This is a genomic window from Hymenobacter nitidus (assembly GCF_020447315.1).
Classification (GTDB): Bacteria; Bacteroidota; Bacteroidia; order Cytophagales; family Hymenobacteraceae; genus Hymenobacter; species Hymenobacter nitidus.
Window position 1 is genome coordinate 619,328 of the sequence record NZ_JAJADQ010000002.1, and the last position, 25,926, is coordinate 645,253.

The following is a 25,926-nucleotide window of genomic DNA, read 5'->3' on the forward strand; positions in this document are numbered from 1 at the left end:
AGCAGACGGGTGAGCGGGGCGGATGTTTTATGCCACCTCAAATACCTTAATAGCTTGCCATAATTCTCGTATTCCTTCGTTTTGTAGTCTGAATTTATGCAATTCGAGAATAGCCTTTACAGCTTTTTTGTTGCGTATATCTTCTTTCCAATAATCCTTGTCAACTCGTAATACACTCATTAATAAGTCACCCTCATAAAAGTCCCCTTCTAACAATGGGTCAACGGCAAGCATATTTATAGCCAAAGGCAGCAGATAGGGCAACCCTATATTCTGCCCAATTAATAGACGTAGCTGCTCGACTGACAAGTCACCGATTGGCAACTTTTTATATGCAATACATTTACGGATTAATTCGGTAGGAGCTTCAGCTAGGAAGCTCCTACCTTCTAGCTCATTAAGTGTTTCATGTAGGTTAATGTAATTTATTTCAATCAGCCTTGGCCACAATCCCACTTCTCGCATCAGCAGCCTTTTGCAGAATAGCTATAAAATCTAGCCGCGCGGGCCTTTGTGAAGCAGCAGACTTTTGCAGAAGCTTCAGCAACATCTTATTCACAATTTCACTGCCCCAACGGAAGTCGCGGTAATAGTCAAGCCACGGTTCGACAATACCTTCTTGCTGCAACTGAAAGAATAAATCATCCTGAATACCACCGAGGTATTTAAGGTCATGATTCAGCCCCGACTTCGACTGGCTGTCAGCCAGCAGATAAAAATCAAGCATCAAGTTGCGGAAGGAGAAATGTGCTGTAGGGTAAACTTCGCACAATCTAGCCGCATGGGAGGCAAATGGTCGATATACAAAAGCAAATGCATAGCTCCCGGCCTGGAAACGAGTTGTTCCTGGTAAGCAAATGTGTCGATGCGGTAGCCCAGCGCCGCCCGGTTTTTTTTGGTGAGGGTACTATCAACCTCCGCCTGCATTTGCTGAATTTCTTCGATATTCTGGATTCCGGAAATAGTAAGCTGCAACCAGGTGATTGGCTCACTGCCTTGCTTGCTCCAGATAAGGACTACCAGACGTTTGCGGAATAAATCAAAAGAAAACCGCTCTACGACCTTATCATGCAGCGTATCAGAAATAGCAGGAAGCGGCATCAGTCGGGAGAAGCATGGTTAGAGTTAGCACAGCGGTAGAGATGCTTCGGCTGCGCTCAGCATGACAAACGGGTTGCCTACTACGCCCCCACCGGCTCTTCCACCAGCTCTTTTTCCACCCATCTTCCGTCTTCGCGCATAAGCTCGATGAGCTGGTCGACGGCCTGTTCTTCGGGTACGGACTTCTTGATGACTTCCTGGCCGCGGTAGAGGGCAATTTTGCCCTTGCCCACGCCCACGTAGCCGTAGTCGGCGTCGGCCATTTCGCCGGGCCCGTTCACGATGCAGCCCATGATGCCGATTTTGACGCCCTTCAAATGGTCGGTGCGCTTGCGGATCATGGCGGTGGTTTCCTGCAAGTCAAACAGGGTGCGGCCGCAGCTGGGGCAGCTGATGTACTCGGTCTTGGACATGCGGGTGCGGGCCGCCTGCAGAATGCCGAAGCTGAGCTGGTTGAGCTGGTCCAACGTCGTGAGCCAATGCTCTTTCGGACGCTCGGGCAGCAGTTCGGTGCTCAGCACCACCCCGTCGCCGAGGCCATCGAGCAGCAGGCCACCCACATCGGTGGCGGCGTAGAGCTGGGTTTGCTCGGGCGTCAGCGCGGGGTACTGGCGGTTGATGATAACCGGGTTGGTGATGCCGTGGGCCAGCAGCTCGAAAAACGCCCGGCGGATTTCGGGCATGGCGTGGGCATTGTCGGTGTAGAGAATAACGACGGCCGTGGCATCCTGACGCAGCTGGTCGAGGGCCGGGGCGGTGAGGGAAGCCAGGTTGTGGAACACGAAGTTCAGCTCGGGGTGCCGGGCGCCAGACGCGGCGTATTCAGCCTGGGTAAGCACCGGAAAATGGTCGGCGCGGGTGCCAGCATCGAGCCAGGCCGAGTAGTCCACCACTTCCTTCAGGCCGTTGGGCAGCATAAAGGGCACCGGGCGCTGGCCGCTGTAGAGGTAGTCGGCGCCCAGGTCGTTCATCTGAAACTTGTCGAGAAAGGCTGAATATAAGTGGCCCACGGCGCGCAGATCGGCATATTCCACCGACGAGAGGCGCGAAATATCCACCATCACCCGGGGCACGTTCTGCCCGCCCAGGTTCAGCACCTCGCGCGTGATGCGGCGGTGGTACTGGAACGGGTCGATGGGCACTTCCGGGGCTTCGGCAATAGGCTGTGCCGCGGCGGCGCGGGTGGTGTAGCGGTCAATCAGGGCTTTGGCGACGGGCGCTTCGGCCTCGGGAGCCTCGGTGAGACTTACGCGCACGGTGTCGCCGAGGCCGTCTTCGAGCAGCGTGCCGATGCCCACGGCACTTTTGATGCGGCCGTCTTCGGCCTCGCCGGCTTCGGTCACGCCCAGGTGCAGCGGGTAGGGCTGCAGGCCTTCCTCATCGAGCTTCTGGACCAGCAACCGGTAGGCCTGCACCATCACCTGGGTGTTGGAGGCCTTCATGCTGAGCACCACGTCGTAGTAGTTTTCCTCCTCGCAGAGGCGCAGAAACTCCAGGGCCGACTCCACCATGCCCAACGGAGTATCCCCGTAGCGGCTCAGAATCCGGTCGGACAGGGAGCCGTGGTTGGTGCCGATGCGCATGGCCGTGCCGTACTGCTTGCAGATCTGGACCAGGGGCCGGAACCGCTCCCGGATGCGCTCCACCTCGGCCGCGTAGCTGCTGTCGGTGTACTCGATGACGTCGAACTTCTTTTTGTCGGCGTAGTTGCCGGGGTTCACGCGCACTTTCTCCACGATGCGGGCGGCCAGTTCGGCAGCGTTGGGCGTGAAGTGAATGTCGGCAATGAGGGGTACCGAGCAGCCCCGCTTCCGCAGCTCCTTCTTGATTTCCAGCAGGTTCTGGGCCTCCTTCACGCTGGGCGCCGTGATGCGCACGTACTCGCAGCCGGCTTCTACCATGCGCAGGGTCTGCTCCACCGAGCCCAGGGTGTCCATCGTGTCCACGGTGGTCATGCTCTGCACCCGGATGGGGTTGAGGCCGCCCAGGGGCAGGTCGCCGATTTTCACTTCCCGCGAAAGGCGGCGCTTGTATTCAGTGATGCTGGGGCAGTAGATCTTGGAGGCGGAAGTCAGGCTCATGCGGCAGATAAGTAGGCGAAGCAGAAACTACGCAGGTGTGCGTAAAGTTGCCGACGGCAAAGGTACGCAAGGTTTGTACGCGGCGCTTGGTTGGGATTTGGGCAAGACAATCAGCTTTTCTAGCTAACTCGCCAAAGATGAACTTACGACTCGATACTGCTACCGGCATTTTGCAAGTATCTGCGCAACATAGCCTCTCGCCTGCTACTAGCAGAAGCGAACTACCGCTTCTTTTTGCTCCGTTCACAGTAGAATACCAGGATATGAGCAACGGTTATACTCACTATATGATCCAAAAAGTATCTATAGATCAGTGGGAAGTACACTTTAACCTTGTTTACCTCCACCATCAACTTCATACTATTTCTTTCGGCTTTACTGCTCCTGCAACGGCTTTTCGGACATGGGAAGCTTGGAGTGAGCAGCAAGAGCTTTGCTTGGCCGCTACGTACGAAGAATGGCTAACAAGCCAGTTGGGCCTTAGGCGTCAGTTTACCTGGGGTACGGCCTGGGCGGGGTATGATCCGCGAAGTGCTGGGAGCAGTATCAACTTGCGCTATATCTTGCCTTAGGAATACTTCGTTTTCGGAGGCGTAGCAGTGTCGGGCCGCAACTTTCTGCCGCGGCAGCTGTCTTTCTAAAAATCACTTACCTCTGCATGAAGCTCTTCCCGATTCTGTTCCTGGCCGCGGGCCTGTTGGTTGCGGCCCCGGGCCACGCCCAGCGGGTGTCGGTCATCAAATTGCCGGAGCTGCAAAAGCGCCTGAGCCGGCAAAACGACACGACCTACGTGGTCAACTTCTGGGCTACCTGGTGCGCGCCCTGCGTGAAAGAGCTGCCCCTGTTTGAGCAGCTGAACACGACCCACGCCGGCAAAAAAGTGAAGGTGCTGCTCGTCAGCATGGACTACGCCTCCCAACTGGATAAAAAGGTGAAGCCCTTCGTGCTCAAGCGCGGCCTTAAGTCGGAAGTGGTGCTGCTGAACGAAACCGACCCCAACACCTATATGGAGCAGGTGGACCCGAAATGGTCGGGCGCCCTACCGTTTACGGTGATATGGAACGGCAAGAAAAGCAAGCGGGCCACTTTCGAGAAAGAGTTTACCCAAGCTGAACTAAGCGCGGAAATCAATAAATTTCTGCTGTAGCAACCCCCAAACGCATCTTTCCACCTTTCTTGTTCCACCATGAAAAAGCTTCTCTCCTTCTTCCCCGCCCTGCTGGCCCTGGTGCTGCTGAGTAACTTCACGGACGGCCCGGCCGGCTACCAGGTTGGCGACAAAGTCGCGGATTTCAAGCTGAAAAACATTGACGGCAAGATGATGTCGTTGGCCGACAACAAGGCCGCCAAGGGCTACATCGTGGTGTTTACCTGCAACACCTGTCCCTACGCCAAAGCCTATGAAAGCCGCATCATCGAGCTGCATCAGAAATACGCGCCCCAGGGCTACCCCGTGGTGGCCATCAACCCCAACGACCCCGCCACCGTGCCCGGCGACTCCTACGCCGAAATGAAGGCCCGCGCCGCCAGCAAAAAGTACCCCTTTGCCTACCTGCAGGATGAAACCCAGCAGGTAGCCCGCACCTACGGCGCCACCCGCACGCCCCACCTGTACGTGGTTAGCAAGCGGGGCGCCGACATGGTGGTATCCTACATCGGGGCCATCGACGACAACTCGGAAGATGCCAAGCTGGTGAAAACCAAATACGTAGAGCAAGCCATGACCGACATCCTGGCTGGCAAGCCCGCCGCCACCAGCTCCACAAAAGCCATCGGCTGCACCATCAAGTGGAAGAAAGCCTAGCTGCTTAATGTGCTAATGTGGGGAATGTGCTCAAGTGCTAATGCTCGTGTCATTGCGAGCGAAGCGCGGCAATCCGTCCTCTGAAATGTGCCGAGTTTCCTTCACTGAAAAGCCCTTTACTCCAGCTGGAATAAAGGGCTTTTTGGTAAAAGGTCGTGACTACCTACGCAGAGGACGGATTGCTTCGGCTCACGCCTCGCAATGACACGAGCATTAGCACCTGAGCACATTAATTAGTAGCACATTAACACGATTTTGCCGATATGCTCACTGCTTTCCATGAGCTGGTGGGCGGCGGCGGCTTCGGCCAGCGGGAAGGTGCGGTAAATAACGGGCCGGAACTTGCCGGCGGCCAGCAACGGCCACACGTGTTGCTCGACCTCGGCGGCCAGCGCGGCCTTGAACTCGGCGCTGCGGGGACGCAGGGTACTGCCCGTAATGCTGAGGCGGCGGCGCATGATTTCCAGGGCGTTGAACTCGGCCTTGGCCCCGCGCATGGCGTTGATAAACACCAGACGGCCGTCGTCGCGCAGCAGGTTGAGGTTTTTGGGAGTATAGTCGCCGCCTATCATATCCAGAATCACGTCGGCCCCAGTGTCGCGCAGCGCGGCCTCAAAATCCTGCTCTTTATAGTTAATACAGCGCGTGGCCCCCAGCTCCTCGCAGGCCCGGCACTTCTCGGCGCTGCCAGCCGTGGCTACCACCTGTGAGCCCAGGGCGGCAGCCAGCTGAATGGCGGTGATGCCTATGCCGCTGCTGCCGCCGTGCACCAGCAGCGTTTCGCCCGGTTGCAGCTGCCCCCGCTGAAACACGTTGTGCCACACAGTAAACACGGTTTCGGGCAACGACGCGGCCTCGGTCATCGTCCAGCCCTCGGGCACGGGCAGGCAGTGGCGGGCATCGACTACGGCGTAGTCGGCGTAGGCGCCGGCCGTGAGCAGGGCGCACACCGCGTCGCCGGGCTGCCAGCGGGTAACGGCCGTGCCGCAGGCTTCCACGGTGCCGGCCAGCTCCAGGCCGGGCACCAAGCCCGTCACGTCTTCCGCGCCGCCGTACTTACCCTGGCGCAGCAGTACATCGGGGCGGTTGATGCCGGCAGCCTGCACCCGAATCAGCACTTCGTGGGGCGCGGGTTCGGGCCGGGGCTTTTGCTGCGGCTGGAGCACCTCGGGGCCGCCGGGCTGGGTGATGACAATGGCGTTCATAGGCAAGAGTTGCGGAATAAGCGGAAAAAGTGAGCTACCACGGCAGGGTCCTGCATTAGCCTCGGCAGTAAATCCGGAAGGTAGAGCCCACGCCGACTTCACTGTCGACCTTGAGCCAGGCCCCGTTGAGCTGCACCATGCGGTTGACCAGGTACAGACCCATGCCGGAACCCTCCACGTGCTCGTGAAAACGCCGGAACAGCTGAAACAGCTCTTTACCGTGCCGCTCCAAATCGATGCCCTGGCCGTTGTCGGTTACGGTCAGCACGGGCGTGCCGCCTTCCAGGCTGGTGCGCACCTGCACCCGCGGCGGGCGGCCCGGGTCGGCATACTTCAGGGAGTTACTGAGCAGGTTATAGAGCACACTCTGCAGGTTGGCCCGTACGAAGCGCACGGTGGGCACCGCCCGGAAATCAAGCTCAAACCGGGCGCCCAGGGCCACGCTCTGCTCCTGCATGCTCCCGAGTATTTCCTGAATGAGGGGTTCCAGGGCCACTTCTTCGGCGGGCACCTGGGCGTGGCGGCGCTGCAGCTGCACCACGTCGGAGAGGTCGTGAATGGTTTGGTGAATCTGCTGCAGGGCGCGCTCAAACATGGTGATGAGCTTAATGGCGTCCGGGTCGCGGAAGTAAGCCGTGCGCGTGAGCTCCTCGAAGATGCCGGCCATGTTGTTGATGGGCTGCTTCAGGTCGTGAGAGGCCGTGTACACGAAATTATCCAGGTCGGCATTGGTGCGGGCCAGCTGCTCGTTCCGGGCCTCCAGCTGCTGCTGCACTTGCTTGAAGTCGTCGATGTCGGTGCTGGTACCAAACCACTTCACCACCTGGCCCTGGGCGTTGCGCATGGGCGTGCCGCGGTGCAAAAACCAGCGGTAGCGCCCGTCCTGCACCGTGAGCAGCCGGCTTTCCTGCTCGTAGTTGGTACCCGCGCGGAAGCTGGAAACGTAGTTTTCCACTACCTGCGCCGCATCGTCCGGGGGCACCAGCTCGGCCCAGCCGAAGCGCAGGGCCTGCTCCACGGGCATGCCGGTCCACTCGGTCCAGCGCTGGTTCAGGTAGTCGAGCTGTCCATCAGGCTGGGCCGTCCAGACCACCTGCGGAATACTTTCGGCCATAAAGCGGAACTGCTCCTCACTGCGGCGCAGCTGCTCCTGCATCTCGCGCTGGTTTTGCACGTCCACACTGGAGCCGTACCATTTCACGATATGCCCTTCGGCATCGCGCAAGGGCAAGGCGCGCACCAGCTGCCAGTGGTAGAGACCATCATAGCGGCGCAGGCGGTGCTGCTGCTCGTAGTTCTGGCCGGTTTCCAGGCTGTGCTGCCAAACGGCCGCCGTGCCGGCCCGGTCGTCGGGATGCACGGCCTGCAGCCAGCCAGGGCCTTCCAGGTCGTGGGGCTGCAGGCCGGTGTAGTCGTAAAACGGCCGGTTGCAGTAGTCAATCTGGCCGGCGGGCGTGGCCGTCCAGATGATGACGGGCGTCGAGTCGGCCATAAACCGGAACTTCTCCTCGCTGCGGCGCAGCTCGTCCTGCAGCTCCTTTTGCTCGTGGTTGTCGACCATCGTGCCGTACCAGCGCAGGGGCTGCCCCTGGGCATCAAACTCAGGCACGCCCCGGCTGATTTGCCAGCGGTACTCCCCGTCGTGGCGCCGCAGCCGGTACTCGAAGGCCCAGGTGCGGCCCTGCAGAAACACCTCGCGCAGGTCGCGGCGCAACGCGGCTTGGTCGTCGGGGTGCACCAGGGTGGTGAAAATATCCTTGCCGGAAAGCTCAATGGTCTGGCCGGTGTAGTGGTACCACTGCGGGCTGAGGTACTCGATGCTGCCATCGGCGGCGCAAATGAAGGACACGGCCGGCAGGGCCTCGGTCATGCGGCGCAGGCGCATGTCGCGCCGGCTGACTTCGACGGCCAAAGCCCCCGCGCTCTGGCGGGCCCGCACCCGCTCGGTGGTATCGACGGCAAAGGCCAGCACCCCGGAAATGTGTCCTTGCTCGTCGCGCAGGGCCTGAAAAGTCACATCCAAAAAGCGGCCGGGCTGGCCGGGCAGAGCGCCCACGGGCAGTAGCGGCAGCTCGTGGCCCACGTAGGTTTCGCCGGTCTGGTACACCTGGTCGAGTAAGGCCACAAAGCCCTGCTCCTGCAGCTCAGGCAGCAGCTGAGCCAGAGGCTCACCGAGCACCACCCGCTTGTCCATCAACTCATTATGACTGTCGTTGAAGAACGTGTAGCGATGATCAGGGCCTTCCAGCGTGGCCAGAATAGCCGGGGCCTGGCCCAGAATCTGGCTTAAGTGCTGGTCTTTACGCCGCAGCTGCTGTTGGACGCGCTTCTGGTCGTTGATATCGGTATTGGTCCCCAGCCACTGGGTAATATGGCCGGCCGCGTCGCGCAGGGGCAGGAGGCTGGCCAAAAACCAGCGGTAGGTGCCGTCGGTGCCACGCAGGCGGTGTTCGGCCTGCACTGCCTCCCCGGGCTGCAACAGCGCGGGCAGGTTGGCAAAGCCGCCCACATCGGCCGGGTGAATCAGCTGCCGCCAGTCGAGGTCCGGTAGCTGCGCGGCCCCAATACCCGTGTAGCGCTGGAAGCTGCGGTTGGCGTAGGTGATTTGCCCATCGCCGGGCCGGGCCGTCCAGGTGAGGTGGGGCAGGGCTTCGAGCAGCTGGCTGAAGTGGGCCGTACTGGCGGCCAGCTCCTGGCTCAGGCGCTTCTGCTCGTGAATATCCACCGTGGAACCGTACCATTTCAGACCGTCGACGGTGTTGGCGGGCACGGTGTGGCTCAGGTGCCAGCGGTACTGGCCGTCGTGGCGGCGCAGGCGTACTTCCATGCTCCAGCCCCGCTTTTGGGCCAGGGCCGCCGCATATTCAGCCGTGGCCCGGGCCCGGTCGTCGGGGTGAACTACGGTGGCCCAGGCCTCGTTCACGTCGGTATTTTCGGGGTAGCCGGCGTATTGCCACCACTGCGGACTGCTGTATTCGGTGCGCCCGGTTGCGTCGTTGATAAAGGTCATGACTGGCAGGGCCTCCGTCATGCGCCGCAGCCGCTCGTTGCTGCGCCCGATTTCCGTCAGCAGCGCCTCGGCCCGCTGGCGCGTAACGACCTGCTCGGTGACATCGACGGCAAAAGACAGGATGCCGCGCGTGTCGGGCTGGCCTTCCAGGGGCGGCAGCAGCTGGTAGGAGAAATTGTAATAGTGCGTTTCCAGCCTTCCACTCAGCGCATTGGTCACGTCGACGCGCTGCTCGTTGGCCCTGTAAGGCTCCCCCGTGCGGTAGACCTCATCCAGCACCCGGACGAAGCCCTGCTCGGCTACTTCCGGCTGGGCATCCACCACCCGGTCGCCGAGCTGGCCGCGCCCGCCCAGCACCTGGCGGAACTGCTCCGACATAAAGGCGTAGCGGTGCTCGGGGCCTTCCATCGTGTTGATGATGGCGGGCAGGTTGTTCAGAATGCGCTGCAGCTGCTCGTCCTTAGCCTCCAGCTGCTGCTGAAACTGCTTCTGGTCGTCGATATCCACGCTCGAGCCGTACCAGCGGATCACGGCGCCATCGGTGGGACGCAGCATGGGCACGGCGCGCAGCAGCTGCCAGCGGTAGGCGCCATCGTGGCGGCGCAGCCGAAACTCGCCCGACCAGGCCTGCTGCAGCTCCCGCCCGCGGGCAAATTCCCGCAGCATCCGGCCCCGGTCGTCGGGGTGCAGGGCCTGCTGCCAGTGCCGAAACTCCGGGTCGGGGCCCTGGCCGGTGTATTCGTAGCGCTGGGGGTTGATGTAGAGCATGTTGCCCTCGACGTCGGTGATATACACAAACAGCGGCAACGCCTCCACCATGCTCCGGAACTGCGCGTCCTGTTCCCGAATTTCGGCCATCAGCTCGGCCGTGCGCTGCTTGGCCAGCACCCGCTCCGTCACGTCGATGCCGAACACCAGAACGCCCTGGGTCTGGCCCTGCTCGCCGGTCAGGGGCCGCAGCACGCCGTCGAAATACAAGGTTTCCACCGAGCCATCGGCCGCGGGGGGCTGCACCATGGGCATTTCCGACAACTCAAAGGGCTTGCCGGTCCGGTAGATTTCATCGACCAGCTTGATGTAGCCGTTGGTCACCAGCTCGGGCACGGCCAGGGCTGCCGGCATGCCCAGTTGCACTTTGCCCCCAAACAGCTGGTTGCCCTTCTCATTGAGGAAGCCATACACGTGGTCGGGGCCGAGCAAGGTGGCAATATGGGCCGGCACCTGGCTTAGAATCTGCTGCAGGTGCCGGCCCTGGTCGGACAGGCGCTGCTGCTCCTGCTGCTGCCCAGGGTTCAGTATGGTTCCGGCCCGGGACGACGGCTGGCCGCTGGCCTCACCCCGGGGCTGCTCCGGCACGGGTTGGGCGGCCGCAGGCCCGGCAGAACCCGTGGACTGCGGGGCCGCCCGGTACATATAGTAGCGCAGGTCGCCTGCCGGACTCAGCACGGACCAGGCGCGATGGTGCCAGCCGCCGCTGGTCGTTTCGTACACTTCCAGCCGCGGCTGGCCCGGCGGTAAGGCGGCGCGCAGCTGGGCCGCGACTAACGCCGATGCCGGGCCGGCCTGCGCCACAAACACATCCGCAGCCGGCTTGCCCAGCATGGCCGCCAGCGGGCAGCCAGCTATGCGGGCGGCCCCCGCCGAGGCGGCAACGACAAGCAGCTCCGGCGTCAGGGCCAGGTGAACATCCGGTAAGGCTTCAAACAGGGCCTGATAATCGGGGTGGGCAAGCATAAGCGGGAATAACAAGCCACAGTAAACCCCGGGGCGCGAGGCAGTATACGTAACCTTAGCAGCGGCGAAGAGTTCTGCGCGTAATATTATGGCAGCCGCCCCAGATCTACGTGCTGGCGGCCCGGAGTCGGGCGTTTTAGCCTTTCTTTGCACCAGTGCGTAGCAGTAAACACGCCGTATCGCCATGAAAAAGCCCCTCTTCCTCCCTCCTTTGTTTAACGCCGCCCGCGCCACGGGCATGGCTGCCTGGCAAACGGGCCGCCTGTTTCAGCAGCTGGCCAAAAAAGCCCTCGACTCCATCCAGGATATTCTGCGGGCGGAAGTCCAGAAGGGCAACGTGCAGCTCGTCGCCGACTTTCTGGCGGACAAAGCCCTGCCGGCCGCCAAAGCCCTGCTGTTGGAGCGGATGGCCGCCCGCCTGCTGGTGCGCATCGGCCTGCGGGGGGTGCTGGCCACCAACGTCGTGGGCTGGATCCTGCCGTTCGTGCTGGAGCGGCTGGTGAAGGTGGGCGTCTCTACGGGCTTCTTCGACAAAGTGCGCACCCACCCCACCGTTTCTGAAACGCTGCGCCGCCTCGACGAGCTGAAGCAGGCCGCCTGGAAAACCCTGGTGCCCGACGCCGGCAGCGGGGCCGAGGTGCTGCCCAACGACACGGTACTACCGGCCCAGCTCACCCCGCCACCCGCTTCCCAGGTCTGAGGCAGCCTGTTCACTCAGGAAAAAAGGCCGGCCGTATGCGCGGCCCGCAGCAGGTCGGGAGCGGTTTTTAGGGCTACCAGCACCAGGCGCTTGGCCGACTCCTTCACCTCGTCCTTGCTCACCTCCCGCGACTCTTCCACCACAAACTCCCCCAGGGTTTTGAAGGCTTGCGTCAGGGCTTCGCGCCGGGGCTGGTCGGCCTTGAGCTGGCCCTGAATGATGAGCACCTGCGCTTTCATCTTCTCCCGGCGGGAGCTGAAGACCGAATCGTTTTCCAGATGCGGCCGGATTCGCTCGACCAGCTCCAGCAGGGGCATCAGCTTGGTGGCCGTGGTAGCCGCGCCGGCCACGAGCGTGCTGCTGAGTTTCTCCCGCCGGCCCATCCGGACCGACACCGGTGCCGCAGCCGGGCTTATATCCACTTGTATTTCGCTTTTATCCGCGTCCATAAAACTTCGCTGGCTTGTACCGAAGATACTGGGAAAATCGTTGGGTACGCTTTGCCGCCTTAAGTTCGCCTGGTTCGGTTGCGGTACGTATCCGGCAGTAGCACGGCGGCTTGGTTCTTGTCACTACCTGTTTTTCTGAATCACTTCCCTATTCCGCATGCCATATCCTTTTCTCGCCCGCGCGGCCTCCGCGCTACTCCTGGTTGCGTCCGTGGCCTGTTCGTCTTCCAAAGACGATACCCCCGCTCCCGCTAAGCCCGGCATCAGCTGGACGGTAGACAACAGCAACCTGACGGCCAACAGCATGCAGCTCCAGACCAGCACCGATGCTTATGAGGTGGGCGCTTATTACAACCTCGGAGCGGTGGCCAGCAATTACATTTCGCTGCGCATTCCCAAGGCGGTAGGCACCTACCCTTTTAGTCCGACGTCGGTGGCCGGAGCTTCCTACAGCGTGCTAAATAACAGCGTGGCCACGGCCGTGTACTACGCCGGGGCTAATCCAATCGGCAACGGCACTGTCATCGGCGCGGGCACCATCGTGGTGCAGGAAGTCACGGCCTCCCAGGTGACCGGCACGTTCACCTTCACCGGCATCGACCGGGACACGGGCAATACCAAGTCCCTGAGTAACGGCAAGTTTGTGGTGCGGCTGTAAGATCTTATGCCTGATCTACTGTCACTTAGGTTGTATAAAAGGAATTAAGTCCTAGAGTAATCCTTCGTTCCTACTCACGAAAAGAACAGAGAAGAGGCAAGCTCCGGGCCGAATCAGGCGCTCGAATTACCAGTCCCAGAAAGGCCCCGAAAACAGTGTTTCCGGGGCCTTTATCATGGGCAAAAAAGCATTCTGAAAAACTCTACTTCGAACGCGCTTATGTCGGTGGTCATAAGCAACCCATCATAGCAAGCTCAACTACGTGCGCACCATCGGCCTTACTGGGCGACTCTCTTATACTCAAGGCGAGGACCATCACACGCTTCCCAGGTATTGACCAACGTATCAGCTTGTTTGACAACCAGATACTCCTTGAACTGGGTTGGAGTGCAAGTGCCAAGCAAGTTGCTGGCTGCAGTGTAGGTGAGGATAGAATACTGCCCACTCGCGGAGGTGCGCACGGAAAATGTGCCGCGGGCATTCATAGATTCCCCATTTTGATTGCGCGTCTTGGTGAAGGTGCTATCGGCCTGGAAAACATATGTTTCCTGCCAGGGTAGAGCCGCGCCGGTTTGAACTGTGTTGGTCCAGCTAGACGTGGATTTGACCAACTGCCACGTTTGGGGATAGGCCGAGGTCTGTGCCGCCAGCATCTCTTCTTTTTGACAAGAGCCTAACGTAGCTGATAACAGGCAAAACAGGAGTGTGTACTTCATAAGTCATAGATTTTGAGGCTGTATAGTACTAAGAGTGCCCGTGCAGCGGATAGGTTGCATGGACGCTTCAGCTCGGTATGTTCGAAGGAAAACTTTTTCTGAACACCTTACCTTGCTAAGACGACCGTTTGACTGAACAGCTATATTAGAGGATGGAACCTGCTAAGCAACCGTATTTCTTTAGTCAGAGAGGCACCATCCTTCGGGGCGAACACCCTGGCTGGATTGTGGAGATACTCGATGATACAGCAGATACCGGCGGCTATTCCGTGCTCGTCCATCACCCAAACCCAAAGCCCGATGATTGGCCGACGTATAATTGGTGGTTTGAAGACCGGGCGGAGATTCCAATCTTTATCGAAGACATGAAGTGGGAAATTGCATGGCCTGCCGCTGACGTCACATGAGATTCATGGCTCCTTTTGCTAGAACGACCCTATTCGTGAACCGCTATACTACGCCCTAGTTCAGTTTCGCAAGTGCCGTTTGGTCATACCTGTTGAGCATTGACCACCATAGCGCTTAGTATTCAGCCCCATGAGGAAATGGGGTGCCGAGCCTGACTGCTTCTCTGTACTGCGCTAAATACCGGCCATATGCTGGTCGGTAAGCAGAGTTAGCTTCTCGATTCGCCGAGTACAAATCAATAAAGTGTGGCGCTTGTTCATCACGCTTGGCTATGAAGGTTGCCGTGGCAGGCGTAAACAATTCGCCGGCATTGAAATGACCAATGAATTTAACGAAATGGGGCTCTTGCTGGTAGTTAAAGCCGCGAAAGATGACAAAATCAGCTACCTCACCTTGGTGGAGGAATACGAGAAGGTTGTCATCCTCACCAACGGTTCTGCCCCTCCAGGGCTGTCCAATAGCTTGTGAAATCAATGCCGACGCCCCCCGTCCGCAAAACACGTACAGCGTATCCCAAGGAAAGTTGGCTACGCGGGCCATGTTTATCGTTAGGCTATCCCCTGGAGCGATGGTATCGGCTGGTGCAATAGCTGCTACGACTCTTTTCTTGAGTACTTGGTTTTCGGTAGGTTCCCATAGCCACACCCCCAGACTACTCACTAAGGCAGCGGCGAGCAACCAATACAGATGATCTATCACCCAATCAAAGAGTCGCATGCACATAAGGACAAGGCAAAAGTACGTAAGGAGAAGAGCCGGTAGAGAGCAACCATTCAGTCTACGAATGGGCGGAGCACAGTAAAATCGCAAAATACCCTCCTATTTTCTGAACCACTGTTCATGGCCACTCATGAGGGGTCAATTGTTGCCAATTGACTTACAACAAGGTTCACGAAACTGGTTCATGAAATCAAAGTTCAGAAAACGCAGACAGGCATGAGTTTCATGAACTTCTTTCCCACTAGTAGACCGACATTATCAGGGCACTACATGCCCTAGTTTGCCCTCTTAGCGAAAGCCGAGGAATCTGGCAGCCGAGGCAGCGGCAAATAACAAAACACACAAAAGGCCTATGCGCATTGCATAGGCCTTTTGTGTTAAACCCAGTTCGGCTATAAACACAAAAAAAGGCGCCCCACCCGGAACGCCTTTTAGTGAAATCAGAAGCCGGAGAAAATTCCCACCCAACTCCGGTCTGATTCTGCCCTCTGGACTTAGTGCCGGAACAAAAGTTCGCGGTACTTTACCAAAGGCCAGTCCTCATCGGCCACCATCAGCTCCAGCTTGTCGACGGAGCGGCGGATGGTGTCGAAATGTACTTTTACCGTGTCGCAGTACGCAATGGCACGCTCCCGGGTATCTTCAATCTTGTTGGCCACCTTGCGGGCATTCACCATCTCATCCACCTGGGTTTTGATGGTGCTGATGTGGCGCGAAATAGCTTTAATCGTATCTACCGTCACTTGTGACAGCTCGTCGTCGAGGCCCAGCTCGCGCAGGCCGCGCACGTTGGTAATCAGCTTGGTCTGGTAGGCAACCGCCGTGGGAATGATATGGTTCACGGCCAGATCACCCATTACGCGGCTCTCAATCTGGATTTTCTTCATGTAATCTTCCAGCAAGATGTCGTGGCGGGCGTGCAGCTCCACGTGCGAGAAGATGTTGTGGCGGGTGAACAGCTCGGCGGCGTCCTCACGCACCAGGGCGTCGAGGGCCTGAGGCGTGGTCGGGATGTTCGACAACCCGCGGCGCTCGGCTTCTTCCTTCCACTCGTCGGAGTAGCCGTTGCCTTCGAAGCGGATGTTCTTGGAGCTGATAACGTACTCGCGCAGCACCTCCACAATAGCCACTTCCTTTTTCTTGCCCTGCTCAATCAGCTCGTCTACCGAGGTCTTGAACTCGATGAGCTGCTCGGCCACAATTGTGTTGAGCACCGTCATCGACGAGGAGCAGTTGGCTGACGAACCCACGGCCCGGAACTCGAACTTGTTGCCGGTGAAGGCAAAGGGCGAGGTGCGGTTACGGTCGGTGTTGTCGAGCAGAATGGCCGGAATCTTGTCGATGCCGAGCTTGAGGTAGATGTTGTCGCCTTTGTCGAGCGGCAGCTTGGCCGTGCGCTCCAGCTCATCGAGTACCGAGTTCAGCTGCGAGCCTACGAACACCGACATGATGGCCGGCGGGGCTTCGTTGGCACCGAGGCGGTGGTCGTTCGAGGCCGAGGCAATGCTGGCGCGCAGCAGGTCGCCGTAGCGGTGCACGGCTTTGATGGTCGTGATAAAGAAGGCCAGAAACTGCAGGTTTTCCTTCGGCCGACGGCCGGGAGCCAGCAGGTTCACACCCGTGTCGGTGCTCATGGCCCAGTTATTATGCTTGCCCGAGCCATTGACACCCGAGAACGGCTTCTCGTGCAGCAGCACCTTCAGGTTGTGCTTTTCGGCCACGCGGTCCATGATGTCCATGAGCAGCTGGTTGTGGTCGACGGCCAAGTTGGCGTCCTCGAAAGTGGGGGCGCACTCGTACTGGTTAGGCGCCACCTCGTTGTGGCGGGTGCGCAGCGGAATGCCGAGGCGGTTGGCATCTTCCTCAAACTCCAGCATGAAGGCGTGCACCCGGCTCGGAATCGAGCCGAAGTAGTGGTCTTCCAGCTGCTGGCCTTTGGCCGGAGCGTGGCCAAACAGCGTGCGGCCGGTCATCACCAGGTCAGGGCGGGCGTCAAACAATGCCTTGTCGACGATGAAGTACTCCTGCTCGATACCCAGCGTAGTGCTCACGCGGTTTACGTCCTTGTCGAAGTACTGGCACACGTCCACGGCGGCTTGCTCCAGCGCCGCCAGCGACTTGAGCAGCGGGGCTTTGTAGTCGAGGGCTTCACCGGTGTAAGCCACGAAAATCGTGGGAATGCACAGGGTTTTGGCACCGGCCGTTTCGATGATGAAAGCGGGCGAAGTTGGGTCCCAGGCCGTGTAGCCGCGGGCTTCGAAGGTATTGCGGATGCCGCCGTTGGGGAAGCTGGAGGCATCGGGCTCCTGCTGCACCAGCGCCGAACCTTTAAAGTTCTCAACCGGGCGGCCGTCGGAGTTCAGGTCAAAGAAAGAGTCATGCTTCTCGGCCGTTGAGCCGGTCAGGGGCTGAAACCAGTGCGTGTAGTGCGTAGCGCCCTTGGCCATAGCCCAGGTTTTCATGGCCGAAGCCACGGCATCAGCCACGGAACGCTCCACGGGCGAGCCTTGCTTGATAGCGGCTTGGAGCTTCTTGAAATATTCACCCGGCATGGTAGCGCGCATCGCGTCCAGGTTGAACACGTTTTTACCGAAGCTGTCGGAACGGCGCTCATCGGACGAAGGCACGATCAGCGTTTTACGCTGGTCAACTAACTCAAGAGCTTTAAAGCGGAGAATTGCCATGTACTGCTAAACAGGAATCAACAATGGGTAACTGACTGGGACAAATGTAAGGGCACTTATCCGGCATTTGCAAATACCCCTTCTCAATTTTCAGTGTTTTTTCGACAAATCACCTCTTTTGCCGACAAACACCCCTCTACCAGGAGGACAACAGGCTCAGTTCATAGTGTTTTTCTCGAAAACAAGGCAAAAATTAACCCTGTTCGAATTTTTCTGCTGCACGCAGGAATTCAACCGGAGGTTCGGCCACCACAGGCTTTCGCGCTACCTTTACCCCGTGAAAAACCGCTTTGCGTTTCAGCCCCGCTACTTTTTGTTCTGGCTGGTGTTCTTCGTCGTTGCGAAGGGTGCTTTTTTGCTCTACCACTTTTCTAAAGCAGCCGCTCTGCCCGCCGGCAGTATTGCGCGCATTTTTGGCTACGGCCTACGGCTCGACGCCTCGGCTACGGCCTACCTGAGCGTGCTGCCCTTCGCCCTGTTTGCCCTGGGCAGCGCCCTGCCCGCCCGCTTCTTTCCGCAGCGCCTGTTCAAGTTTTACACCGCCGTGCTCGGCGTGGTCGTGGCCGTGGCCACTGTCGTCGACCTGGACATCTACCGGGCCTGGGGCTTCCGGCTCGATGCCACTCCGCTGCAGTATCTGAACTCGCCGGACGAAATGGCGGCCTCCGCCGGCAGTGCGCCGCTTCTGTTATTGACTGGTATTCTGGCGGGCCTGCTGGCACTGGGCTGGTGGCTCTATAAAAAGATAGTAGGCCCCATTCCGCCCCTGCCCGCGCACTTTGGCCGGCCCCGGGCCGTGCTGGCCGGCGTGCTGTATCTGGCCTTGCTCATCGTGCCCCTGCGCGGCGGGCTGCAGCAGATTCCCATCAACCAGAGCGACGTGTATTTCTCCACGGTGCCCTTCGCCAACCACGCCGCGCTGAATGTCCCCTGGAACATGGCCAACTCGGCCTTACTGACTGACAACACCGGGCCCAACCCCTACCAGTTCATGGCCGACTCGGCGGCCACGCGCCTGGTGCGCCAGCTCTACGTGCCGGCCAGCGCCCAGCCCGATACTACCCGCCTGTTGCGCACCACGCGGCCCAACGTCCTCTTTGTTATTCTGGAAAGCTTCACGGGCAAATTCGTGGCCAGCACGGGCGGCGAGCCCGACGTAACGCCCAACCTCGACAGCCTGGCCCGTACCGGCGTGCTGTTCAACAATATCTACGCGGCCGGCGACCGGAGCCAGAAGGGCTTGGTAGCCCTGCTCAGCGGTTACCCCAGCCAACCGGCCACCAGCATTATTAAGTACCCGCGCAAAACCGAGCAGCTCCCCCACCTGTGCCGCTCGCTGGAGAAGGTCGGCTACCGTTCGCACTATTATTATGGGGGTGAGCTGTCGTTTGCCAACATGAAAAGCTACCTCGTGGCGGCCGGCTACGACGCCTTTACCGAGCGGGCCGATTTCCCGATCAGCCAGCAGAACTCGAAATGGGGCGCCCAGGACCACGTACTGTTCGATAGGGTGCTGCAGGATTTGAAAACTCAGCCCAGCCCCTTTTTCGTCACGGCTTTCACCCTGAGCAGCCACGAGCCGTTTGAGATTCCCATTAAGCACAAGTTCGCGGGCACCGACGAAACGGCCCTGTTCCGCAACTCGGTCTACTATGCCGACTGGGCCCTGGGCCGCTTCCTGCAGACGGCCCGGCAGCAGCCCTGGTGGGACAATACCCTGCTGGTGGTGGTGGCCGACCACGGCCATACGCTGCCCGGCAACGACCCCAACGAGAGTGTCCGCAAATTCCGGATTCCGCTGGTGCTGGCCGGCGGGGCGCTGCGGGCCAAGGCGCGGGGCCGCGTTATCGACCGGATAGGCTCCCAGACCGACCTGGCCGCTACCCTGCTCCACCAGCTGCAACTGCCCAGCGCCGGCTATACCTGGAGTCACGATTTGCTGCGGCCCCTGCGACAGCCCTTCGCCTTCTACTGCTTCACCGACGGTTTCGGCATGGTGACCCCGGCCGGCACCGTGACCTACGATAATGTGCCGCGCCGCGTTATTGCCCAGGATTCGGCGGTGACTGGTGAGCAGCTGCGGCAGGGGCAGGCGTATGAGCAGGTGTCGTTTGGCGAGTTTATGCGCAAATAACTTTCCGGCTGGTCAATCTTCTTTCCGGAGTCTTTTCGTAGGTAGGGCCATGCCGCAACTTATTTTTGTGTACAACGCCGATGCCGGCCTACTGAATGGCCTGCTGGATCTGGCGCACAAAATGATTTCTCCCACCACCTATCCCTGCTCTTTGTGCGCCATCACCTATGGCACGCGCATGCGGCCGGAGTGGAAGAGTTTTATCGACTCCCTACCGTTGGAGTCGCAGTTTTTGCACCGGGACGAATTCAGCGCCGTGTACCCGTGGCTGGCCCAGGAGCGGCTGCCGGCCGTATTCCTGAAGGATGACTTCAGCGAGCTGCACTCCTTCATTACGGCCGAGGAGCTGAATAAAGCCGATTTGGCCGGCCTCAAGCACTTGGTCCAGCAGCGCCTGCAGCTCGTGCCCCAGCGGCCTAGGCCCAGGACGTCATCCAAAAAAGTTTAGCCGGCTTTTTCGACTCCGCCGGCGCTTAATTTCCTGATCGGGCAAACGCCTGAACTTCCGAAGCTGTATCTTTGTGGTCTTGCTTATGGAAACCAGAAAAGTTGCCTTTTATACGCTGGGCTGCAAGCTCAACTTCTCCGAAACGTCGGCCATCGGCCGTCAGTTTGAGGAGCGGGGCTTCAGCAAAGTACCTTTCGAGGACGCGGCCGATATCTACGTCATCAACACCTGCTCCGTCACCGACCACGCCGACCGGAAGTGTCGCAAGGTGGTAAAGGAGGCCTTGAAGCACAATCCCGAGGCTTTCGTGACTATCGTGGGCTGCTACGCCCAGCTCAAGCCCCAGGAAATTGCCGAAATTCCGGGAGTGCATGCCGTGCTGGGAGCTGCCGAGAAATTTCAGCTCGTCGATATTCTGGCGGGTTTCGAAAAGCCGGCGGCGGGCCAGCCGGGCCAGGTCTATGCCTCCCCGATTTCGGCGGCCACCGAGTTTCACGCGGCCCACAGCTACGGCGACCGTACCCGCACCTTTCTCAAGGTGCAGGACGGCTGCGACTATTCCTGCTCGTTCTGCACTATTCCACTGGCCCGGGGCAAAAGCCGCTCGGGCAGCGTACAGAGCGTAGTGGAGCGGGTGCAACAGCTGGCCCAAACTGGCGTAAAGGAAATCGTGCTGACGGGCGTGAACCTGGGCGACTTCGGCCTGCAGGGCCCCGACCGGGAGCGACTGGAAGACTTCCACGACCTGGTACAGGCCCTGGACGAGGTGGAGGGCATCGAGCGGTTCCGCATCAGCAGCTGTGAGCCCAACCTGCTCACCGACGACATTATCCGCTTCGTAGCCCGCTCCAAGCGGTTTATGCCCCACTTCCACATTCCGCTGCAGTCGGGCTCCAACAAGATTCTGGGCCTGATGCGCCGCCGCTACCGCCGCGAGCTGTACCAGGAGCGCGTAGCCCTGATTAAGGAAGTAATGCCCCACGCCTGCATCGGCGTCGACGTTATCGTGGGCTTTCCCGGCGAAACCGAGGCTGATTTCCTGGAAACCTACCAGTTTCTGAATGAGCTGGATATCAGCTATCTGCACGTTTTCCCGTACTCGGAACGTGAAAACACGCTGGCTCCCTCCCTGCCCGGCCGCGTGCAGGACCGCCACCGTCACGAGCGGACCACACAGCTGCGAGGCTTATCCGAGAAGAAGAAGCGCTTTTTCTACGAGCAACACCTGGGCCTTGAAACCGCGGTGCTCTTCGAAGACGACGTAACCAACGGCCAAATGGAAGGCTTCACCCCCAACTACATCCGGGTGGTGGCCAAGTACGACCCGTTGCTGGTAGGCGAATTGAAGCAGTTGCGTCTCACTGCTGTTAATGCACAGAACTTGATGGAAGCCGAGGAAGTCGGGGTGGAAGTTTTTCAGCACTGATATTTTTAGCGCTACCCAGCAGCTTGCCCAAAGAAAAAGGCCTCGTCAAGTGGATTGACGAGGCCTTTTTGATATACCCAAATGATTAAAAAACTATTTAAACATTTGTTGTTTCATCAGATCCATCATTTGCTGCATCATCCGCTGCTGCTCCTGCAAGTGCTGGTTCCGTAGTTCCGCCATGGCTAACTGATGCGCCATTTGTTGGGTGTATAAAGCCGTCTGCCAGCTGGAGTCGGGCTGGGGCTGAGCCGCGGCTGGAGCGGGAGCAGTTGCTTCTGCCTGCGGGGCCGGAGCGGCGGCTACGACGGGTGCAGCTACTGGTTCTGGCAAAACAGATTGTATTACAGCGGCAGAAGGTGAGTGGACAGTTGCCGGTTCGGGGGCTTGTACTGGCGGAATTTCAGCGACCGGGCCAGCTTCTGCTTCAGCTGCCGGAGCGGCAACGGTAGTGACGGCTGGGCGCAGCCCTTCGGCTCTTAAGCTGGCTGTGGCCCGTGCTTTCGGAATCTCCGCTTCAACTAGCGCCTCAGTAGTTAGCATAGGTCCGGTGCCCTGCAGGAGCCAATCCTTTGACACATTTGGATATACTTCAAAGACCTTGCACAAAAGATCAAATCCCGGCTTATTACGCTCATCCACAATGTGCTGAATAACCGTTGCGGTCTTATCCAGCGACGAGGCAAAAGCGTTTTTTGATATCCCCAAATGAGCAATAAGCCGCGTGAAGCGCTGCCCAACTGTTCCTGTACTTACCATATCCAAATGTTTTATTACTCAAATGTATACAAAATATATTTTACCTCCTTATTCTGTTTGCTTTTTCTTTCCCACCTGTCTTCCAGGAAAGCTGATGAGATGGTGCGGGACTGCGGCCGCGTGTAGGGGAATACGTAGGCTTCATCGAGTAGCAACGCAAAGCTGTTGGGAGTTCCGACCGCAAACGCAGCAGGCCATAGCGCATCCCGGCAGATTAACTTTGGCCCGCCTAGCCGTATCCAACCAGAAGATCTTGGCGCAGTAGTGGTTCTGTCGCCGGTACGACTTCACTCTCTGATCTGAACATAGACAACCTGGGTTGACTTATTGTAGCTGGCCCTTCTTCGGCCCCAGCTAGGTACTATTAGGCTTCTTTCAGCGGGACAGGCTAGAAGGAAAACTCAACCCAGGAGTTTAATTACCTTGTTCTGGGCGTTAGTATTTATTGCTGACGCCAGTCGTCAATTGCCGTTGCCAAGGCCCCTACCCCGCTCTGCGCAGCGTAATGGCGGCCAAACCACAAGCCGATTTCCCGTTGCACCAATTCCACTACGAGCAGTTGAGTCGTGGCTTTGTCCAGCTGATATAACAGGGTCCGAGTTAGCTCCGCGTACAGAGGAGAAGCGGCAGCAACAGGCCCAAGGAAGGCAGGATCGTGTTGGATGAGTAGATACCGAAGTTCCTCAAACCGGGCCCCGAACTGCTCCTGGACGGCGTACACCTCCGGAATAGAAGCATGCAACAGTTGGCGACGCTGATGTGCCAGCAGTTCCTGGCGAAGCTGCGCGTCATCGGCCCGGCGTTGACTATGGCTGTTGAGGCCCCGACTCAGGAAGGAAAGCAGGAAGGAGAATCCGAGCATTAGCTGACGGCTTTGAGAAAGGGAATTCTCCCCTGAAACTACTCGTAGCGCAACGACTCAATCGGGTCGAGGCCGGCGGCTTTGCTGGCCGGGTAGTAGCCCGAGGCCAGGCCCACGGCAATGCAGATGGCCAGGCCCATGCTCATCCAGAACCAGGGCACGAGGAAGGCCCCTTCGCCAATAAAGAGGGAAATAGAGTTGCCCATCGTCACGCCCAGGATGATGCCCAGCAGGCCGCCCAGCACGCAGATAACGATGGCCTCAATCAGAAACTGCTGGCGGATTTGGCGGGAGGTAGCGCCCAGGGCCTTGCGGATACCGATTTCGCGGGTCCGCTCCGTGACCGACACCATCATGATGTTCATTAGGGCAATGCTGGCGCCGAGCAGCGTAATAAAGCCCACCAGGCCGCCGCCCATGCGCAGGTTGCCCGACAGCGAATCGAGCTTGCCGGCCAGCGAGTCGCTGCGCTCCACGTCGAAGCTGTCTTCCTGGCCCAGCTGGTCGTGGCGCACGGCCCGCATCACGCCGGTAGCCATGCCGGTGAGATAGGTCAGGTTTTCGGGCTGCAGGGTGGCCGTTTTCACGTCGTAGGTCAGGGCGCGCTGCCGGGGCATCTGGTTGCCGGTTTCCAGCGGAATCAGTACCGTCCGGTCGGCGCCGCCGCCGCCCATCGTACTGCCGCTTTTCTCCAGCTCGCCCACCACCTGAAAGCGGCGGCCCAGCAGGTAGATGTAACGGTCGACCGGGCTCAGGTTGGGAAAGAGCTTGTCGGTGATTTCCTTACCCACGATGGCCACATTCGAGCCGTTTTCGAGCTCAATAGCCGAAAAAGCCCGGCCGCGCGAGAGGTTATAGTTCTGAATCTGCAGGTAGTTTTCGTCGCCGGCCACCACGCTCATGTTCGGGTTGGTTTTCTGGCCGTTGGCCTTCACCTCGGCCGCCCCGGCAATGAAGGCGGAAATGCCCACCTGCCCTTCTTCCCCAATTTGCTCCTTGTACTGCTTGGCCTGCAGGTAGGTAATGGCCGGGTAGGTTTTGCCCTGCACGCCCCCGCGCCGGACGCGGTTGGTGTAGCCCTTGGCTTTGATTTCGAAGGAGTTGGCCCCGAGGCTGGCAAAGGTTTGGTTCAGGGAGAACTTGATGGCGTCGATGGCGGTGAGGATACCCACTAGCGACATGATGCCGATACTCACAATCAGGGCCGTCAGCACGGTGCGCAGCAGGTTGCTGTGAATAGAGCGGAAAGCCTCCTTGATGTTTTCGAGCAGGTGCATAGCGACAACGATAATAATCGACCGAGGGCAAAGCGCCAAAAAGGGTCAAATCGGGCGTAAACGCGGATTTAGGGCCATTGGCTGGTTCCGCAAGCTAACCACTTTCCGGCAAACACCGGCCGGTTTCGCTACATTTGTTTAGGCCCGGCCGGCCCGACCTGGCAACCCAAACGGAATTCTCCGCGTCGGTTTGTTGTACGGTTGTTGTACCCTCCTCCCCGACTTAGCAGAACCCGATGGACCTGAAGCGACTTCTGCCTTTTTTACTACTGCTGGCCACCTGGCTTAGTGCGCCGGCTGCTGCGCTGGCCAATCACGTCTTTATCCCGATGGATCAGGGGCAGAAAGAGCACCTGAAAGCCTACGGCATTGCCTACTGGCTGCTGGCCCGGCAGGTGGAGGTCGACTGGCTGCTGAACTACCGCGGCGGCAGCTTTGCCTGCGAAAATGCCCAGGGCCTGGAAAATGAGCTGGCCGTGCGCGGCATTTCCTACCAGGTGATTTCTGAGGCCCAGTACGGCAGCATCTTGGCCGAAATAGCCGACCCCAACGCCAACATGGACATCATGAAGCTGGAGAAGGCGCCCAAAATTGCGGTGTACACGCCCAAGGGCAAGCAGCCCTGGGACGATGCCGTGACGCTGGTGCTGACCTACGCCGAGATTCCCTACACCGAAATCTACGACGACGACGTGCTCAACGGCGTGCTGCCCAAGTACGACTGGCTGCACCTGCACCACGAGGACTTCACGGGCCAGTACGGCAAGTTTTTCGCCTCCTACCGCAACCGGCCCTGGTACCAGCAGCAGCAGCGCGAGTCGGAAGCGGCAGCCAAGCGCCACGGCTTCACTAAAGTGAGTCAGATGAAGGGCGCGGTGGTGACCCGCATGCAGGAGTTTATTGCCGGCGGTGGCTTCCAGTTTGCCATGTGCTCGGCCACCGACACCTACGATATTGCCCTGGCCGGCCTGGGCCTGGACATGGTGGAAAGCATGTACGACGGTGACCCGGCCGACCCCACGGCCCAATCCAAGTTTAACTTCAACCGCACCCTGGCTTTCAAGGACTTCCAGATCGTGCGCGACCCCTACCAGTACGAGTATTCCAACATCGACATGCAGCCCGGTGAGCGGGGTGTGTACGAAGACAACGACTACTTTCAGCTCTTCACCTTCTCGGCCAAGTACGACCCGGTGCCTACCATGCTGACCCAGAACCACGAGAAAACCGTCAAGGGCTTTATGGGCCAGACCACGGCTTTCCGCAAGCCGCTTATTAAGTCGGATGTGGTGGTGATGGGCGACAACAAGGCCTCGGGCGAGGTGCGCTACATGCACGGCACGCTGGGCAAGGGCACCTGGACGTTCTATGGCGGCCACGACCCGGAAGACTACCAGCACTTAGTGGAAGAAGAGCCCACCGACCTGGCCCTGCACCCCAACTCGCCCGGCTACCGCCTGATTCTGAACAATATCCTGTTTCCGGCCGCCAAGAAGAAGAAGCAGAAAACCTAAGCCCGGCGTTTTTGCCCGCCGCTCCAGCCCGACCCAGTGTGGTCGGGCTTTTTTTGTTGCGTCCAGTTGGTGGCGGTCCGTTGCCCGCGCTGCTTTACCCCTTACTTTTTCAGCCGAAAGCGCATTGTTCAGCTCGAAATAAGCCATTGCCCGCGGCAACTGCGTACGCTCTTCGTATAGAACCCTACCTTGGTCGGTGCGGCACCTGCCCGACTCTTCTTCTACCAACGCCCCTC

The 25,926-nt window shown here is 59.2% G+C and carries 21 protein-coding genes; 8 read left to right on the forward strand and 13 right to left on the reverse strand.

What is annotated here, in order from left to right:
* Positions 1 to 27: 27 nt before the first annotated feature.
* From LGH70_RS06095 to ispG, 4 genes are all read right to left on the reverse strand, one after another.
* Positions 28 to 465, reverse strand: a complete 438-nt coding sequence (locus LGH70_RS06095) for a contact-dependent growth inhibition system immunity protein (protein ID WP_226183668.1) — start codon at positions 463 to 465, stop codon at positions 28 to 30.
* Positions 431 to 727 (reverse strand): hypothetical protein, encoded by a 297-nt coding sequence (locus LGH70_RS06100; RefSeq protein ID WP_226183670.1) that lies wholly within the window; start codon positions 725 to 727, stop codon positions 431 to 433. Before LGH70_RS06100 ends, LGH70_RS06095 begins: the two co-directional genes overlap by 35 nt.
* On the reverse strand, positions 727 to 1,101 hold the full coding sequence (locus tag LGH70_RS06105; protein WP_226183671.1) for a hypothetical protein: 375 nt from the start codon (positions 1,099 to 1,101) through the stop codon (positions 727 to 729). Before LGH70_RS06105 ends, LGH70_RS06100 begins: the two co-directional genes overlap by 1 nt.
* Positions 1,102 to 1,181: 80 nt before the next feature.
* Positions 1,182 to 3,182, reverse strand: a complete 2,001-nt coding sequence (gene ispG / locus LGH70_RS06110; protein ID WP_226183673.1) for a (E)-4-hydroxy-3-methylbut-2-enyl-diphosphate synthase — start codon at positions 3,180 to 3,182, stop codon at positions 1,182 to 1,184.
* Positions 3,183 to 3,840: 658 nt separating this feature from the next.
* Between ispG and LGH70_RS06115 the strand changes: the two genes are divergently transcribed.
* Positions 3,841 to 4,329 (forward strand): TlpA disulfide reductase family protein, encoded by a 489-nt coding sequence (locus tag LGH70_RS06115; RefSeq protein ID WP_226183675.1) that lies wholly within the window; start codon positions 3,841 to 3,843, stop codon positions 4,327 to 4,329.
* A 39-nt stretch (positions 4,330 to 4,368) separates the two neighbouring features.
* A complete protein-coding gene (locus tag LGH70_RS06120) occupies positions 4,369 to 4,986 on the forward strand; it encodes a thioredoxin family protein (RefSeq protein ID WP_226183677.1) in 618 nt (205 codons plus the stop codon).
* Positions 4,987 to 5,219: 233 nt separating this feature from the next.
* On the opposite strand, the gene LGH70_RS06125 is transcribed toward LGH70_RS06120, so the two are convergent.
* Both LGH70_RS06125 and LGH70_RS06130 read right to left on the reverse strand, forming a co-directional pair.
* On the reverse strand, positions 5,220 to 6,191 hold the full coding sequence (locus LGH70_RS06125; RefSeq protein ID WP_226183679.1) for an NAD(P)H-quinone oxidoreductase: 972 nt from the start codon (positions 6,189 to 6,191) through the stop codon (positions 5,220 to 5,222).
* A 55-nt stretch (positions 6,192 to 6,246) separates the two neighbouring features.
* On the reverse strand, positions 6,247 to 10,935 hold the full coding sequence (locus tag LGH70_RS06130; RefSeq protein ID WP_226183681.1) for a PAS domain-containing protein: 4,689 nt from the start codon (positions 10,933 to 10,935) through the stop codon (positions 6,247 to 6,249).
* Positions 10,936 to 11,119: 184 nt separating this feature from the next.
* On the opposite strand from LGH70_RS06130, the gene LGH70_RS06135 reads away from it, so the two are divergent.
* Positions 11,120 to 11,635, forward strand: coding sequence for a hypothetical protein (locus LGH70_RS06135; RefSeq protein WP_226183682.1), 516 nt, complete (start codon positions 11,120 to 11,122; stop codon positions 11,633 to 11,635).
* A gap of 14 nt (positions 11,636 to 11,649) precedes the next feature.
* Here LGH70_RS06135 and LGH70_RS06140 read toward each other — a convergent pair whose 3' ends face one another.
* On the reverse strand, positions 11,650 to 12,084 hold the full coding sequence (locus LGH70_RS06140; RefSeq protein ID WP_226183684.1) for a hypothetical protein: 435 nt from the start codon (positions 12,082 to 12,084) through the stop codon (positions 11,650 to 11,652).
* A 157-nt stretch (positions 12,085 to 12,241) separates the two neighbouring features.
* Between LGH70_RS06140 and LGH70_RS06145 the strand changes: the two genes are divergently transcribed.
* Positions 12,242 to 12,742 carry a DUF6252 domain-containing protein gene (locus LGH70_RS06145; protein WP_226183686.1) on the forward strand — a complete coding sequence of 167 codons (501 nt, stop codon included), beginning with the start codon at positions 12,242 to 12,244 and terminating at the stop codon, positions 12,740 to 12,742.
* Positions 12,743 to 13,020: 278 nt separating this feature from the next.
* On the opposite strand, the gene LGH70_RS06150 is transcribed toward LGH70_RS06145, so the two are convergent.
* From LGH70_RS06150 to LGH70_RS06160, 3 genes are all read right to left on the reverse strand, one after another.
* Positions 13,021 to 13,458 (reverse strand): hypothetical protein, encoded by a 438-nt coding sequence (locus LGH70_RS06150; protein WP_226183688.1) that lies wholly within the window; start codon positions 13,456 to 13,458, stop codon positions 13,021 to 13,023.
* Between the two features lie 522 nt (positions 13,459 to 13,980).
* On the reverse strand, positions 13,981 to 14,583 hold the full coding sequence (locus tag LGH70_RS06155) for a hypothetical protein (protein ID WP_226183691.1): 603 nt from the start codon (positions 14,581 to 14,583) through the stop codon (positions 13,981 to 13,983).
* 497 nt (positions 14,584 to 15,080) lie between these two features.
* On the reverse strand, positions 15,081 to 17,270 hold the full coding sequence (locus LGH70_RS06160; RefSeq protein WP_226183693.1) for a glutamine synthetase III family protein: 2,190 nt from the start codon (positions 17,268 to 17,270) through the stop codon (positions 15,081 to 15,083).
* Between the two features lie 277 nt (positions 17,271 to 17,547).
* On the opposite strand from LGH70_RS06160, the gene LGH70_RS23785 reads away from it, so the two are divergent.
* From LGH70_RS23785 to mtaB, 3 genes are all read left to right on the forward strand, one after another.
* On the forward strand, positions 17,548 to 19,404 hold the full coding sequence (locus LGH70_RS23785) for an LTA synthase family protein (RefSeq protein WP_226183695.1): 1,857 nt from the start codon (positions 17,548 to 17,550) through the stop codon (positions 19,402 to 19,404).
* 49 nt (positions 19,405 to 19,453) lie between these two features.
* Complete coding sequence (locus tag LGH70_RS06170; protein WP_226183697.1) at positions 19,454 to 19,852, forward strand: hypothetical protein; 399 nt, start codon at positions 19,454 to 19,456, stop codon at positions 19,850 to 19,852.
* A gap of 85 nt (positions 19,853 to 19,937) precedes the next feature.
* Positions 19,938 to 21,278, forward strand: a complete 1,341-nt coding sequence (gene mtaB, locus LGH70_RS06175; protein WP_226183699.1) for a tRNA (N(6)-L-threonylcarbamoyladenosine(37)-C(2))-methylthiotransferase MtaB — start codon at positions 19,938 to 19,940, stop codon at positions 21,276 to 21,278.
* 93 nt (positions 21,279 to 21,371) lie between these two features.
* On the opposite strand, the gene LGH70_RS06180 is transcribed toward mtaB, so the two are convergent.
* The 3 genes from LGH70_RS06180 to LGH70_RS06190 form a co-directional block, all read right to left on the reverse strand.
* Positions 21,372 to 22,037 (reverse strand): hypothetical protein, encoded by a 666-nt coding sequence (locus LGH70_RS06180; RefSeq protein ID WP_226183701.1) that lies wholly within the window; start codon positions 22,035 to 22,037, stop codon positions 21,372 to 21,374.
* Positions 22,038 to 22,479: 442 nt separating this feature from the next.
* Positions 22,480 to 22,899 carry a hypothetical protein gene (locus LGH70_RS06185; protein WP_226183703.1) on the reverse strand — a complete coding sequence of 140 codons (420 nt, stop codon included), beginning with the start codon at positions 22,897 to 22,899 and terminating at the stop codon, positions 22,480 to 22,482.
* A 38-nt stretch (positions 22,900 to 22,937) separates the two neighbouring features.
* Positions 22,938 to 24,176 carry an ABC transporter permease gene (locus LGH70_RS06190; protein ID WP_226183705.1) on the reverse strand — a complete coding sequence of 413 codons (1,239 nt, stop codon included), beginning with the start codon at positions 24,174 to 24,176 and terminating at the stop codon, positions 22,938 to 22,940.
* Between the two features lie 236 nt (positions 24,177 to 24,412).
* Between LGH70_RS06190 and LGH70_RS06195 the strand changes: the two genes are divergently transcribed.
* Complete coding sequence (locus LGH70_RS06195) at positions 24,413 to 25,690, forward strand: asparagine synthetase B (RefSeq protein WP_226183707.1); 1,278 nt, start codon at positions 24,413 to 24,415, stop codon at positions 25,688 to 25,690.
* The last annotated feature ends 236 nt before the right edge of the window (positions 25,691 to 25,926 follow it).

Bases quoted from the DNA above. Each gene is read 5' to 3' on its own strand.
- LGH70_RS06095 (WP_226183668.1), bottom strand. From the start codon at position 465: ATGCGAGAAGTGGGATTGTGGCCAAGGCTGATTGAAATAAATTACATT.
- LGH70_RS06100 (WP_226183670.1), bottom strand. From the start codon at position 727: ATGCTTGATTTTTATCTGCTGGCTGACAGCCAGTCGAAGTCGGGGCTG.
- LGH70_RS06105 (WP_226183671.1), bottom strand. From the start codon at position 1,101: ATGCCGCTTCCTGCTATTTCTGATACGCTGCATGATAAGGTCGTAGAG.
- ispG (WP_226183673.1), bottom strand. From the start codon at position 3,182: ATGAGCCTGACTTCCGCCTCCAAGATCTACTGCCCCAGCATCACTGAA.
- LGH70_RS06115 (WP_226183675.1), top strand. From the start codon at position 3,841: ATGAAGCTCTTCCCGATTCTGTTCCTGGCCGCGGGCCTGTTGGTTGCG.
- LGH70_RS06120 (WP_226183677.1), top strand. From the start codon at position 4,369: ATGAAAAAGCTTCTCTCCTTCTTCCCCGCCCTGCTGGCCCTGGTGCTG.
- LGH70_RS06125 (WP_226183679.1), bottom strand. From the start codon at position 6,191: ATGAACGCCATTGTCATCACCCAGCCCGGCGGCCCCGAGGTGCTCCAG.
- LGH70_RS06130 (WP_226183681.1), bottom strand. From the start codon at position 10,935: ATGCTTGCCCACCCCGATTATCAGGCCCTGTTTGAAGCCTTACCGGAT.
- LGH70_RS06135 (WP_226183682.1), top strand. From the start codon at position 11,120: ATGAAAAAGCCCCTCTTCCTCCCTCCTTTGTTTAACGCCGCCCGCGCC.
- LGH70_RS06140 (WP_226183684.1), bottom strand. From the start codon at position 12,084: ATGGACGCGGATAAAAGCGAAATACAAGTGGATATAAGCCCGGCTGCG.
- LGH70_RS06145 (WP_226183686.1), top strand. From the start codon at position 12,242: ATGCCATATCCTTTTCTCGCCCGCGCGGCCTCCGCGCTACTCCTGGTT.
- LGH70_RS06150 (WP_226183688.1), bottom strand. From the start codon at position 13,458: ATGAAGTACACACTCCTGTTTTGCCTGTTATCAGCTACGTTAGGCTCT.
- LGH70_RS06155 (WP_226183691.1), bottom strand. From the start codon at position 14,583: ATGCGACTCTTTGATTGGGTGATAGATCATCTGTATTGGTTGCTCGCC.
- LGH70_RS06160 (WP_226183693.1), bottom strand. From the start codon at position 17,270: ATGGCAATTCTCCGCTTTAAAGCTCTTGAGTTAGTTGACCAGCGTAAA.
- LGH70_RS06170 (WP_226183697.1), top strand. From the start codon at position 19,454: ATGCCGCAACTTATTTTTGTGTACAACGCCGATGCCGGCCTACTGAAT.
- mtaB (WP_226183699.1), top strand. From the start codon at position 19,938: ATGGAAACCAGAAAAGTTGCCTTTTATACGCTGGGCTGCAAGCTCAAC.
- LGH70_RS06180 (WP_226183701.1), bottom strand. From the start codon at position 22,037: ATGGTAAGTACAGGAACAGTTGGGCAGCGCTTCACGCGGCTTATTGCT.
- LGH70_RS06185 (WP_226183703.1), bottom strand. From the start codon at position 22,899: ATGCTCGGATTCTCCTTCCTGCTTTCCTTCCTGAGTCGGGGCCTCAAC.
- LGH70_RS06190 (WP_226183705.1), bottom strand. From the start codon at position 24,176: ATGCACCTGCTCGAAAACATCAAGGAGGCTTTCCGCTCTATTCACAGC.
- LGH70_RS06195 (WP_226183707.1), top strand. From the start codon at position 24,413: ATGGACCTGAAGCGACTTCTGCCTTTTTTACTACTGCTGGCCACCTGG.